Origin of the sequence: Bacteroides mediterraneensis, from assembly GCF_900128455.1 — a bacterium.
Classification (GTDB): Bacteria; Bacteroidota; Bacteroidia; order Bacteroidales; family Bacteroidaceae; genus Phocaeicola; species Phocaeicola mediterraneensis.
In genome coordinates this window covers 3503004-3516152 of record NZ_LT635783.1, presented here as the reverse complement: position 1 = coordinate 3516152, position 13149 = coordinate 3503004, and the positions used below count along the sequence as shown (strand labels likewise).

Sequence of the window (13149 nt, the reverse complement as noted above, 5' to 3'; positions counted from 1 at the left end):
TCATATTTGACTCATATTTGAATCGGTCGACATTCACGGTTATAAGTTGTTAAAGATGGAAAAGGAAAGTTCCTGCACTTGGATTTTAATTTCTTAAATAATATATTTGTGATATCAAAATAATATCATCTAAATCTAATGGATATGGAAATGAAGGAAGTGAAATTCAGTGGTTTTAAAATGAATGGCTTTTTAGCTCTTTTCTTATTTTTATTTGTATGGGCCGGAATAACGGTATGGTGTTTTACTGTGGGAGAAACTCTTTTCTATATATTAGGAGGAGTGATGGTGTTGTTGTGGATTATCTTGAATTGCGGCTATATGCTGCTGGAACCCAATGAAGCACGTGCCATGGTTTTCTTTGGCAAATATAAAGGTACATTTAAAGAAACGGGATTCTTTTGGGTGAATCCGTTCATGGATAAAAAGAAATTGTCGCTTCGTGCCCGCAATTTGGATGTGGAACCTATAAAGGTGAATGATAAGATAGGTAATCCCATTCTGATTGGGTTGGTGTTGGTGTGGCGGTTGAAAGACACCTACAAAGCCATGTTTGAGATTGATGCGCAGACCATGGCCAGCACGGGAGACGGTAAGTCGGTAAATGTGGGGAATGCAGTGGCCAGTCGCATGAATGCGTTTGAGAACTTTGTAAAGATACAGAGTGATGCGGCTTTGCGCCAGGTGGCCGGACAGTACGCCTATGATGACAATGAATCGAATGTGAATGAATTGACACTCCGTTCGGGAGGTGAGGAAATCAATGAGCAGCTGGAACAAAAGCTGAATGAGCGTCTGGCAATGGCCGGTATGGAAGTGGTGGAGGCCCGCATCAATTATCTGGCCTACGCACCGGAAATTGCTGCGGTCATGCTTCGGCGTCAGCAGGCTTCGGCCATTATCAGTGCCCGTGAGAAAATCGTGGAAGGAGCCGTTTCAATGGTTCACATGGCACTGGACAAATTGTCGAAAGAGGATATTGTGGAGCTGGATGAAGAAAAGAAAGCTGCCATGGTAAGCAATCTGCTTGTGGTACTCTGTGCGGATGAGGCTGCCCAGCCGGTGTTGAATACTGGCACGCTGAACCATTAAATCTGGGAATGACAGACGGTGACTCCGTTCTGTTCTTATGTGAGTAGAAATCTGGTTGTTTAATTTTAAGTGAGGATATAGTGCCCAAGAAAGAAAATACGACCAAAAGTTTTGTACTGCGGGTAGACGCCGCCACGATGGATGCCATAGAAAAGTGGGCAGCTGATGAATTCCGCAGTACCAATGGACAATTGCAGTGGATAATCAATGAGGCCTTGCGCAAAAGCGGGAGATTGAAGAAAAGTAACCGGGAGAAAAAAGAGGGAGAAGAATCGGATGATTAATTTGGGATTTTATACAGGGAGCGGCCGCAATGTTCGGTATCAGCGGACTGGGTTCGACTATTTGCTGACAGGAATTGCTTTCCTGCCGGTATTGGTAGGTTGGATATACATATTATATCAGACCCGACAGGTGGGTGGCTTGTTCTTTCAGGAAAACGGTACGGCAGGAATTGTGATGTTGCTTTTGTTTCTGGTGTTGGGCTGTAGCATGTTTGTGCCAGTCCGATACTATAGATTTGTCTTTCGGGTAACAGAGGCAAATGTGGGGCGGCAATATGTGTTGGCTATCCGGTTATGCCAATTCTGGAATGTGGCAATCGGTTGTATGAATTTAGGGAAGTTGCTTGCACAGACCTGTGAAAATGCAATTTATTTCTCTGTGTTCGGTGTGGTACTGATGGCATTTACGTTTGTGTCTTATTCTGTATTGGCTTATAAAATGCGTTGAGGGGAAGGCAAGTATATTCCCCTTTCATAAAATAGGTGGTGGTTTCTTGTGCTTTTTAGTTTACTTCTTGGTTTACTTTTGGGTTTAATTTGTTCGATTAAACCGCCGCTTACAGCGATATGCCTAAAAACAAAAAAGCATCGACAATCATCAGATTATCAATGCTTTTTCCCAGTCGGGGTGACTGGATTCGAACCAGCGACCACACGCCCCCCAGACGCGTACTCTAACCGGGCTGAGCTACACCCCGAATTGCGGATGCAAAGGTAGTGCTTTATTCGGAATAAGCAAACTTTTTCTGCAATTATTTATTTTAATTTTGACATTCCATCTGAATTTCGGGAAAGACTTTTCTCAAAGGAAAAGGTCTTATCCCATTGTTTCGCGATAGAAATCAAGCAGTTCGTAAATTTCTTCCTGCGAAGCAGTCTGGTTGATACGGATATCGCCGACTCCCCCCAGCAAGGTGAAATTGATTACACCGGATGCTATATTTTTCTTGTCATGCTTCATCAAGTCATAGAGAGAGTCATAGTCATCACATGTAAAGTAAAGACTGCCATAGTTTTCTTTAATGAACTGGATGGTGGTTCGTAATGCTTCCTTGGGAAAACCACAACGAAGGTGGGAAAGGTAAAGTTCACAAACCATTCCCCAGGCTACGGCATAGCCGTGAAGCACCGGGTGTTCACTCTTTAAGGCAAAACTTTCGAAAGCATGTCCGATGGTATGACCGAAATTCAACGCTTTCCGTATGTTTTGTTCGTAGGGGTCTTTTTCCACAATATCTTCTTTTACCTTTACGGATTGTCCGATGAGGGTTTGTAGCTTGGAGTAATCTATCTGGTTAAAGTCGAATTTGAGCAGCTCGCTCCAGTGTGCTTGATTGCTGATGAGACCATGTTTCAGCATTTCTCCATAGCCGGAAAGCAGGTTCTGTATGTCAAGGGTTTTGAGAAACTCACTGTCAATCAACACCTGATCTGCCGGATAAAAAGCGCCGATTTCATTTTTCAAATCGTTGAAATTGATACCCGTCTTTCCGCCAACGGCTGCATCTACCATGGAAAGTAGTGTCGTGGGGATATTTATGTATGAAATACCTCGTTTGAAGGTGGCGGCGGCAAACCCTCCCAAGTCGGTTACCATTCCTCCTCCCAGATTAATCAGTAGCGTGTGACGAGTGGCTCCCCGGCTGCTGAGCTGGTTCCATACATAAGCCAATGTCTCCAGGTTTTTATGGATGTCTTCTGGACCGATGACAATTTGTTCTGCTTCTTTCAAGCTGGGAATGCCTTGTAGCAAGGGCAGGCAGAAACGGCAGGTATGCTCGTCGGTCAGGATAAAAATCTTGTCGTATGAATGTGCGGATATCTTCAGGCTGAGTTCCGACGTGAAATTTTGGCAAATAATGACTTCCTGTTTACTCATAAGTGTATTTGTTTTAGGCGCAAATTTAGAAAAAAAGTTAGAAGAAGTCAGATGTTGGCTTACAATTAAGTATTTTTGTGCGAATAAAAATAAATTAGGTTATGAAAGGATTTTTACCGGCCTCGTGCCGTTTATTGGGGTATGTATTATTGCTGTTGGCTGTATTTGTACCTTTATTGATGTATATGTTCGGACAGGTGAACGACGGCAATTTGCTGTATGTGAAATTGAGTATGAAGGTAGTAATCTGGCTTTCATTGTTTATGATTTTTCTGGCCAGGATGAAAGAGGAAAATGAAGAAGCGTTTTCTATCCGCCGGAAAGCGATGGTAATTTCGCTCTATTTATGGTGCATTTATTATGTTGTGATGTTGATAAAGTCGGCGTATGATGGAAATTTACAGGAAGCTGACAATTCAGTAGGTATCGTTTACATGGTGATTAATGTGTTCTGCAAAGAATTTTTGATGCAGAAAGCGCGGATTGAGAAAAATTTCCGGCAAAATAAATAAAAAATAGGGGTAGAGAGTTAAACCTTTTTCCAGAATGATTGTCAAAGGTACAATTAATCAAATGGAAGAAAAAGGAAAGGCAATGAAAAGATTTTTATTGGGAATGCTGCTGATGGTTGGGGTAGCCATTTCCGCTTTTGCGCAAAGTGGAAGCAGCCGGGGTACCGTTTCGGGTACGGTGATAGATGATGGAGACAAGTCGCCTGTGATTCAGGCAACTGTGCAGCTCCTTTCAGTGAAGGACAGTTCGATGGTAGTGGGAAATGTGACTGATATGAATGGACATTTCTCTTTATCAGTGCGTCCTGGTAAATATTTGTTGAAGGTTTCATACATTGGATATACACCTTTTTTCAAGCAGGTGGCACTTACACGAAATGCTCCACGGGTAAATGTGGGGAAGGTGCAACTGGCTACGGATGCCATTATGCTGGCGGAAGCTGTGGTGGTGGCACAGGCTCCGGAAGTAACAGCCGCGGAAGATACATTGGTATATAATAGTTCAGCTTATCGTGTGCCGGAAGGATCGGCTTTGGAGGAACTGGTCAAAAAACTGCCAGGTGCTGAAGTGGATGAGAACGGAAAGATTACCATCAACGGAAAGGAAATCAAGAAAATCATGATTGATGGGAAGGAATTCTTTGCCGACGATCCGAATATCGCCATGAAGAACTTGCCGGTGAATATCATTGATAAGGTACGTGCGTACGACAAGCAGTCGGACTTGGCGCGTGTAACGGGGATTGATGATGGAGAAGAGGAAACAGTGCTTGATTTGAGTGTGAAGCCTGGAATGAACAAAGGTTGGTTTGGCAATGCAGACCTTGCTGCTGGAACGGAAGACCGTTATAGTGGAAAGGTGATGCTGAACCGTTTTGTGGGGAATAACCAGTTCACGGTGATTGGTTCAATGAACAATGTAAACGACAATGGTTATCCAGGAGGTGGAGGAGGTTTCCGCTGGGGGGGACAAAATGGATTGACCAGTATTAAAATGGGTGGTTTTAACTTTAGTACCCAGAGTGAAAAGCTGGAAACCGGTGGTAGTGTGAACTACAATTACAAGGATGCGGATATTATCAGTAAGCAGGCTTCGGAAACCTTTGTGTCTACTGAAAGCAGTTCATTCAAGAATGCGATGACAGCAAACCGGAACAAAACGACTTCATTGACTGCTGATTTCCGTATCGAGTGGAAACCGGATACAATGACTACAATTATTATCCGTCCGCGCCTGACCTATGGAAAGAATAACAATGGAAGCAATAGCAATTCGTTTACGTTTAATCAGGATCCGGGATATACTACCGATGAGATTCTGAATGCAGGTGAGAATTTGTCTACATTGATTCCGGAAGAGGCAATCATTAATACAATCGCACGTAACAGTTTGCAAAAGAGTAGTGATTTCAATGTAGGAGGTTCGGCTATGATTAACCGCCGTTTGGGCAAAGCCGGCCGTAACATCACTTTCCGTGGAACCTACAACTATACGAACAGTTCGAGCGAGCAGTTCTCCGAATCAGAAACGGAATATTTCCAGAAAACGGATGACGAACGTCTGGAAATCTTGAACCGTTACATTACCACACCGACCTTGAATTACAATTACAGTGCCCGGTTTACGTACAGTGAACCGATTTTCAAGGGTGGTTTCCTGCAGTTCAGCTATAATTTCCAATACAAGCGTTCGAAGAGTGACAACTCAACATATACGATGCCTGAAGATTGGGTCATTAGCCAGGGATTCGGTGGTGACCATACGGGAGAACTGGATACACAGAACAGTAAGAGTGCACAGTACACTTACTATAATCACCAAGCGGATATTTCTTTGAGATGGATTCGTGAGAAAATGCGTTTGAATGCTGGATTCTCTTTCCAGCCTCAGAAATCTAAACTGTCTTACAAGAAGGATCAGCTGGATACGGTGGCTATCCGTAATGTCTTCAATTTTACGCCGACCTTTGACTTTCGTTATAATTTCTCGAAAACCAGCCAGTTGCGAATCAACTATCGGGGAAGAAGTTCTCAGCCGAGTATGACTGATTTGCTTCCGATTGAGGATACAACCGACCCGCTGAATATTCGTCGGGGAAATCCGGGATTGAAGCCGGCATTTACGAATACTTTCATGGCTTTCTATAATACGTTTGATACGAAGAAGCAACGGGGTATCATGACGCACTTCCGGTTTGAGAACGTGATGAACAGTATCAGTAACCGTAGTACATACGACCCGACAACTGGTGGAACAATTACCCAGCCGGAAAACATTAATGGAAACTGGAACTTGTTTGGTATTTTAGGGTCAAACACGGCTTTGCGAAATAAGAAATATACGATTAATACTTTCACGATGGCGCGTTATAACAATATTGTAAGTTATATGAGTGATACGCAGTCACAGGGTGCATCTGATAAAAACAAGACGCGTCAGCTTTCTTTGAGTGAACGTTTGAGAGGAACTTATCGGAATGACTGGTGGGAGTTCTCACTGAATGGTTCGTTGGCTTACACACATTCTCGCAACAGTTTTCAGGAGGAGAATAACATGGATACTTATCAGTTCTCCTATGGTGCCAGTACGAATGTCCGCTTGCCTTGGAATATGTCGATTGCTACCGATATTTCTCAGAATTCACGTCGTGGATATGCTGATGCGAGCATGAACCGGGATGAGTTGATTTGGAATGCACAGATTTCACAAGATTTCCTGAAAGGGAATGCGGCAACAGTCAGCATTCAGTTCTATGATATTTTACGGAACCAGAGCAATATCAGCCGTGTAATCAGTGCGGCGATGCGAAGTGATACAGAGTACAATGCAATCTATAGTTACTGCATGGTTCATTTTATCTATCGTCTGAATTTGTTTGGTGGAAAAGGTGCTGGTCCCCGTATGGGTGGTCCTGGAGGTCCGGGATTCGGTCCTGGAGGAGGACATGGACCTCGCCGATTCTGATATTCGGAAAGAAGAAATGCCGCAAAAGTTGTATCTGACTTTTGTGGCATTTCTTTTGCTTTTTTCCAAATAACTTGTATTTTTGTTGGAAACCAAAGTCTGATGGATGTAGCAGTCTGGAATAGTATCTTTGTGGCCGCAGCCTATTTCCTCTATTTTGCAGTGATACTGACGACCATCTTTGTCGTGATTCTTGATAACCGTAGCCCGGTAAAGACCATGGCATGGATTCTGGTTCTTTTCTTTCTTCCGATTGCAGGATTGATTTTCTATTTGTTTTTTGGGCGGAGCACGCGAAAGGAACGGTTGATTAGCCGGAAGGGATATGCCCGTTTGAGCAAGCGTCCGATGGCTGCTTATCAGGCACAATTGCCGGTAGGAGGTGAACATGGGAAACAACGTCTGATGGATTTTTTCAATCATGTAAACAACGCTTTGCCTTTTGCGGGAAATAAGGTAACGGTGTACACGGATGCGGTGTCTATGGTGTCGGATTTACTAAAAGCCATTTACCGGGCACATCATCACATTCACCTGGAATTCTATATCTTTGAAGACGATGCCGTGGGCAGATTGGTACGTGATGCTTTAATTGACCGTGCTCGTGAAGGAGTGAAGATACGTGTACTGTATGATGATGTAGGCTGCTGGAGAGTTCCTCATGATTTCTATGAACAGATGCTTTGTGAGGGTATTGAGACTCTCTCATTCTTGAAGGTCCGTTTTCCTCAGTTTACCAGTAAGGTAAATTACCGTAATCATCGCAAGATTGTGGTAATTGATGGCTGTGTAGGCTTTATAGGGGGGATGAATCTGGCTGAACGTTATGTGAAAGGGCTGGGTAAAGGGGTGTGGAGAGATACGCATGTCAGGCTTGAAGGGAAGGCTGTATATGGATTACAGACAGCTTTTCTGACTGATTGGTTTGCAATCGACCGTACGTTGCTGACTTCTGAAGCTTATTTCCCGAAAATTCAGGTGAAAGGTAATGTCTTAGCCCAGATTGTCACTTCCGACCCGGTGGGTGAATGGCGTGATATCATGCAGGGACTGATGATGGCAATATGTGGGGCGAGGCGATATTTCTATGTACAAACGCCCTATTTCCTTCCCAATGAAGAGATTATGACGGCTTTGCAGACTTTGGCATTGTCCGGTGTGGATGTACGGCTTATGCTTCCTAAAAGGGGAGATTCTTGGTTGATTCACAAGGGCTCTCTTTCTTATTTGTCTGAGATGTTGAAAGCGGGTGTCAAGATTTATCTGTATAAGAAAGGGTTTTTGCATTCCAAACTCATGGTGTGCGATGATGAACTTTCTACAGTAGGGTCAACCAATATGGATTTCCGTAGTTTTGAACATAATTTTGAAGCCAATGCCTTCTTCTATGATAAGGAGACTGCATTGGCTTTGCGTGAAATCTTTTTGGCCGACCAGAAAGATTGTATCTTGCTTTCGGCTAGAGTTTGGGAGAAGCGATCTTGGAAGAATAAGGTCACAGAGTCTGTAGTTCGTCTGTTTGCTCCTTTACTCTGAAAAACGAGAAGTTGACACTTCCATAATGCCGATGTTCAAAAAAACAGGGATGCTGTTCGAAACTGAGGTTCTTTCCGTGTTCCAATACAAAAATCCCTTCGGGTTTGAGCAGGTTATATTGGATAATCAGGTCGGGAATACTGGCAAGTTTTTCCAAGGCATACGGTGGATCGGCAAAGATAAAGTCGAATTGCATGCCGCATTTTTCGATATATTTGAATACGTCTGCTCTCAAGGGGAGACACTTGTCTGTCTTTACTTCCTTCATGATTTTGCTGATGAAGGCATGGTGTTGTGGGTCTTTTTCTACGGATATCACTTGGTCGCAGCCTCTGGATACCAGTTCGATACTGATGCTTCCTGTCCCTGAAAAGAGGTCAAGGGCAGTTACTCCATCTTCGAAGTCGATGTAGTTGTTGAGTACGTTAAACAGATTTTCTTTAGCAAAATCCGTGGTAGGACGTGCTTTGAATGTATGGGGGACGTCAAAACGTCTCCGTTTGTATATTCCGCTGATTACTCGCATGAGATTAAAGATAGCATGTCAAATGGAATTTGTTTGATACGGCTGAGGCCGGAGTCATTGAATTCCATTTGTGGGTTAATGATAAAAAGTTTTCGTATATATTTTTGTAGCAGGAGAAGAAGTTCTTCCCATTGTGCCATTCGGCTGCTTCCATGAATATATAGCGTATCTTTTTCCTGGTCGAATCCGGCCTGTTGCCACACATTGAGCAGGTAGTAGGATGAATCGTGGATAGTGGGGGTGGAATATGTATTTAGTAGAATTAATTTCTCCTTTTCAAATCCAATAACTTCCATGCTTTCAGGATGAAAGATTGCAAACAGTTTCCGCTCTTCATTTTGTTTGCATTTATGTGAGAAGTATTCTGCAAGCGGACTGATAGAAGCAAATAACCGGGCATTTGGGAAATGTTCGGTCAGGAATAGGTGTGTCAGCTTGTCCAGTCCAAAAAGAATCACAACGTTGCTTTTACCTAAAATATTGCATAAAATGACTTCATTGTTTTGAGCAGGAAGATTCTGGTAGAACAATAGCTCAGTCTGTTCATCTTCATATAATTCTAGAGGAACGGTGGTGTAGCGCGAAGTATGAATGAGAATATTAACTTGTTTGAAGGGATGTTTCAATTCTTCTGTTTCTGTCAAATAGGCTTTTACATTGGCAGCCATAGACCGCTGTGTATTGACAGGTGAAGCGCTGAAATAGACTTCACTCTCCTGTTGAGGGTGATAGATAGAAAAAGAAAATCCATCCGTACTTAGACGGATGGATAATATATACTGTTCTGATTTATTAAAATCAATGGGTTGGGCCATAGAATTATTCCCAGTTTCCTGCGTTATTGTTCGGTTGTTCGATATCACCAACTCTTAAACCGCAATATTTACCCAGTTTAGACTGCATGTCTTTCAGGTTGATTAATTCCTGTTCGTTCAGTCCTTTCAGATATACATCATATCCTACCTGGGCCTGGAACAAGTTCAAAGGAGCACCTGACTTAGTAGTGTCCTGACGGATAGCCATTTCAAACTTAGCTCCATTTCCATAAGGAACGTATGCCAAAGAATCCGGATTGAAGCCTTTTTCAAAAATTGTATCCATTACGGCTACCCACATTGTATCACGACGGAAGTTCTGCAGACCTTCTTTTTCTACTTCACTCCAGTTACCTGTTTTCTTTGCTTTATTAATCAAGTCCATTGCTTTCTTTTCAGTCATTCCATTGTTCAACTGGTCGTCTGTCAAAGAACCGACTTTCATGATGAACGGAAGTTTTGCAGTTTTTACGAAAGCAATCAAGCTATCAAAGCTGGCAGTGTATGCTCCATTGTGGACAGTACGATATTCCTGCTGTGCTTTACGGATGTCAATCAGACGAGCGATAATAGCTTTTTCTCTGACTTTTTTCTCATTGTCGAAGTTAATAGGGCCCATAATACTGCCGTAGCATATATATACCAAGCAAATAACACAGGCGGCCAACACAAGATTAATAACTGTTTTCATGATAATATTGTTTTTTTAGTTTATATTCGTAGCGCAAAAATAAATAATTTACTTGAACCACGTCAATCTTAGGTAAACTTTTTATACGGACTTTATGTTAAATAATGATTTATCGCAGCAAATTAAGCGAAATTTTTCCTATAAACCAACAGAAGAGCAGGAAAAAGCGGTGAAAAGTTTTGCAGATTTCTTGTTGTCCCTTTCTGGAGATAGTGTTTTTTTACTGAAAGGCTATGCGGGGACCGGTAAGACCACATTGACTGCGGCATTAGTCCGTACGCTTGACCAGTTGCAATGGAAAACGGTATTGTTGGCACCTACAGGGAGAGCGGCAAAGGTTTTTTCTTCTTATGCGGGACATCCTGCCTTTACGATACATAAGAAAATATATCGTCAGAAGATGTTTTCGAACGAAACAGACAATTTCATCGCCAATCCGAATCTATATCGCCATACGTTATTTATTGTCGACGAGGCTTCCATGATTGCGAATGAGGGGTTGTCCGGCGCACATTTTGGTAGTGGACGTTTGCTGGATGATCTTATTCAATATGTATATAACGGGATGGGGTGCAGGTTGATGTTGGTAGGTGATACTGCCCAGCTTCCACCGATTGGAGAGGAAGAAAGTCCGGCTCTTTCTGTGGCTATGTTGCAGGGATATGGGTTGGAAGTGACAGAATGTGAATTGACAGAGGTGGTGAGACAAAGTGTGGCGTCGGGAATTTTATGGAATGCGACAGCATTGCGTGCGCGTATCATTAAAGAGGATTTTTTTGAATATCCCCAGGTAAAATGTAAAGGTTTTTCGGACATCTGTCGATTGCCTGGCAATGAATTGATAGAAGCCATTAATGACTGTTACGACCATGTCGGGTTGGACGAAACGATTGTTATTTGTCGTTCTAATAAACGGGCCTCTTTATATAATAAAGGAATACGCAACAGCATTCTTTTTCGTGAAGACGAATTGAATGGAGGGGATGTGCTGATGGTGGCGAAAAATAATTATTTCTGGGGGACAGATTGCAAAGAGTTTGATTTTATTGCCAATGGGGACGTGGCGGTTGTCCGTCGGGTTCGTCGTGTTCGTGAGATGTATGGATTCCGGTTTGCAGATGTGCTTCTTGCTTTTCCGGATTATGACGATTTGGAACTGGAGGTAAAAATTTTACTGGATACCTTGCATTCAGACTCTCCCTCTCTTTCGAAAGAAGAGAACGACCGTTTGTTTTATGCCATCTTGGAGGATTATGCTGATTTGCCTACAAAGCGTGAGCGGATGAAAAAAATGAAGGAAGACCCTTATTACAATGCGTTGCAGGTAAAATATGCTTATGCGGTAACCTGCCATAAGGCGCAAGGCGGACAGTGGAAGAGGGTGTTTCTGGATCAGGGATATGTGACTGAAGAAATGCTTTCACCCGATTATTTCCGTTGGCTTTATACTGCCTTTACTCGGGCTACAGAGAAGTTATATCTGGTAAACTGGCCGGGAAGTCAGGTTGAAAAATAAAAGAAATGTGGAATGTGGCAGCTGTGAAGGATTCTGAAGGAAAGGCTGCCCTTTCAATCTCGTGATGAAAAGACAGCCTTCCGAATATGTGATTCTTTAGTAGAAGGTTATTTTATGACGTTTAATTCTTTTCCCACTTTGATAAAGGCTTGGATGGCCTTGTCCAAATGGTATTGTTCATGACCGGCAGAAAGCTGTACACGGATACGAGCTTGTCCTTTGGGTACAACCGGATAGTAGAATCCTGTGACGTAGATACCTTCTTCCTGCATGCGGACTGCAAAGTCTTGTGACAGTTTTGCATCATACAGCATGACGGCACAAATGGCACTTTGTGTCGGTTTGATGTCAAATCCGGCAGCAATCATCTTGTCACGGAAGTAAGCCACATTGGCCATCAGTTTGTCGTGTAGTGCATTGCTTTCTTTCAAGATACGGAACATTTCCAAGCTTGCCCCTATGATGGCTGGAGCCACGGAATTCGAGAACAAGTAAGGACGAGAACGCTGGCGTAACATATCGATGATTTCTTTCTTTCCTGTTGTAAATCCACCCATGGCACCACCAAATGCTTTCCCTAATGTACCTGTGAAAATGTCAATCTTGTCATAGACTCCAAATTGTTCTGCTACACCGTGTCCGGTAGGTCCTACCACTCCTGCAGAATGTGATTCGTCCACCATTACCAAGGCATTGTACTTTTCTGCAAGTTCACAAATCTTATCCATGGGAGCTACGTTTCCGTCCATGGAAAATACACCATCGGTAGCGATAATGCGGTGGCGTTGAGTTTGTGCTTCCTGTAGGCAACGTTCCAGATCAGCCATGTCGGCATTGGCATAGCGATAGCGTTTGGCTTTACACAAACGTACGCCGTCAATGATGGAAGCGTGGTTCAGTGCGTCCGAGATGATGGCATCTTCTTCAGTGAACAAAGGCTCGAACAAACCACCGTTGGCATCAAAACAAGCTGCGTACAGAATGGTGTCCTCAGTGTGGAAATAGTCGGAAATGGCTGCTTCCAGCTGCTTGTGAATGTCCTGTGTACCACAGATAAAACGTACGGACGACATTCCGTAGCCATGTGTGTCCATTGCTTTTTTGGCTGCCTCTATCAGGCGTTTGTTGTCTGAAAGTCCCAAATAGTTATTGGCACAGAAGTTAAGCACTTCCTCTCCTGCGTTGACTTTGATGTCTGCGCGCTGTGGAGTGGTTATAATACGTTCTTTTTTATATAAGCCGGCAGCTTCGATGTCGGCAAGTTCCTTCTTCAGGAAATCTCTAAAATTGGTATACATATATTGATATTAAGGTTTTTGCTTATGCAAAGATG

General features: G+C 43.1%; 12 protein-coding genes and 1 tRNA gene. 7 read left to right on the top strand and 6 right to left on the bottom strand.

Annotation, left to right across the window (positions count from 1 at the left end; all coding sequences use genetic code 11):
- The first annotated feature begins 144 nt into the window (after nucleotides 1–144).
- The 3 genes from BQ7480_RS15115 (at nucleotide 145) to BQ7480_RS15105 (ending at nucleotide 1824) form a co-directional block, all read left to right on the top strand.
- Nucleotides 145–1092 carry an SPFH domain-containing protein gene (locus BQ7480_RS15115; protein ID WP_072544078.1) on the top strand — a complete coding sequence of 316 codons (948 nt, stop codon included), beginning with the start codon at nucleotides 145–147 and terminating at the stop codon, nucleotides 1090–1092.
- An 80-nt stretch (nucleotides 1093–1172) separates the two neighbouring features.
- A complete protein-coding gene (locus tag BQ7480_RS15110) occupies nucleotides 1173–1376 on the top strand; it encodes a type II toxin-antitoxin system antitoxin (RefSeq protein WP_072543490.1) in 204 nt (67 codons plus the stop codon).
- On the top strand, nucleotides 1369–1824 hold the full coding sequence (locus BQ7480_RS15105; RefSeq protein WP_072543489.1) for a hypothetical protein: 456 nt from the start codon (nucleotides 1369–1371) through the stop codon (nucleotides 1822–1824). Before BQ7480_RS15110 ends, BQ7480_RS15105 begins: the two co-directional genes overlap by 8 nt.
- 175 nt (nucleotides 1825–1999) lie before the next feature.
- On the opposite strand, the gene BQ7480_RS15100 is transcribed toward BQ7480_RS15105, so the two are convergent.
- Nucleotides 2000–2074, bottom strand: a tRNA-Pro gene (locus BQ7480_RS15100).
- Between the two features lie 119 nt (nucleotides 2075–2193).
- Nucleotides 2194–3255, bottom strand: coding sequence for a 3-dehydroquinate synthase (gene aroB / locus BQ7480_RS15095; RefSeq protein WP_072543488.1), 1062 nt, complete (start codon nucleotides 3253–3255; stop codon nucleotides 2194–2196).
- Nucleotides 3256–3356: 101 nt separating this feature from the next.
- Here aroB and BQ7480_RS15090 point away from each other — a divergent pair, with 101 nt between their 5' ends.
- The 3 genes from BQ7480_RS15090 to cls all read left to right on the top strand — a co-directional run bounded on the left by BQ7480_RS15090 (nucleotide 3357) and on the right by cls (nucleotide 8268).
- A complete protein-coding gene (locus BQ7480_RS15090; RefSeq protein ID WP_072543487.1) occupies nucleotides 3357–3767 on the top strand; it encodes a hypothetical protein in 411 nt (136 codons plus the stop codon).
- A gap of 82 nt (nucleotides 3768–3849) precedes the next feature.
- Nucleotides 3850–6732, top strand: a complete 2883-nt coding sequence (locus BQ7480_RS15085) for a TonB-dependent receptor (RefSeq protein WP_072544077.1) — start codon at nucleotides 3850–3852, stop codon at nucleotides 6730–6732.
- 99 nt (nucleotides 6733–6831) lie between these two features.
- Nucleotides 6832–8268, top strand: a complete 1437-nt coding sequence (gene cls / locus BQ7480_RS15080) for a cardiolipin synthase (protein WP_210436356.1) — start codon at nucleotides 6832–6834, stop codon at nucleotides 8266–8268.
- On the opposite strand, the gene BQ7480_RS15075 is transcribed toward cls, so the two are convergent.
- Genes BQ7480_RS15075 through BQ7480_RS15065 form a run of 3 tightly spaced genes read right to left on the bottom strand, consistent with a single transcriptional unit; the run spans nucleotide 8228 to nucleotide 10300 of the window.
- Nucleotides 8228–8794 (bottom strand): RsmD family RNA methyltransferase, encoded by a 567-nt coding sequence (locus BQ7480_RS15075; protein ID WP_072543485.1) that lies wholly within the window; start codon nucleotides 8792–8794, stop codon nucleotides 8228–8230. The genes cls and BQ7480_RS15075 overlap by 41 nt on opposite strands.
- A complete protein-coding gene (locus BQ7480_RS15070) occupies nucleotides 8785–9609 on the bottom strand; it encodes a DUF3822 family protein (RefSeq protein ID WP_072543484.1) in 825 nt (274 codons plus the stop codon). The genes BQ7480_RS15075 and BQ7480_RS15070 overlap by 10 nt, the downstream gene beginning before the upstream one ends.
- A 4-nt stretch (nucleotides 9610–9613) precedes the next feature.
- The gene (locus BQ7480_RS15065; RefSeq protein ID WP_072543483.1) at nucleotides 9614–10300 is read right to left on the bottom strand and encodes a hypothetical protein; all 687 of its coding nucleotides are present in this window, start codon (nucleotides 10298–10300) and stop codon (nucleotides 9614–9616) included.
- A gap of 94 nt (nucleotides 10301–10394) precedes the next feature.
- On the opposite strand from BQ7480_RS15065, the gene BQ7480_RS15060 reads away from it, so the two are divergent.
- Nucleotides 10395–11816: an ATP-dependent DNA helicase gene (locus tag BQ7480_RS15060; protein WP_072543482.1), complete on the top strand. Its 1422-nt coding sequence runs from the start codon at nucleotides 10395–10397 to the stop codon at nucleotides 11814–11816.
- A 107-nt stretch (nucleotides 11817–11923) separates the two neighbouring features.
- Here the strand turns inward: BQ7480_RS15060 and kbl are convergent, their stop codons facing one another.
- Nucleotides 11924–13114 (bottom strand): glycine C-acetyltransferase, encoded by a 1191-nt coding sequence (gene kbl / locus BQ7480_RS15055; protein ID WP_072543481.1) that lies wholly within the window; start codon nucleotides 13112–13114, stop codon nucleotides 11924–11926.
- Nucleotides 13115–13149: the final 35 nt, after the last annotated feature.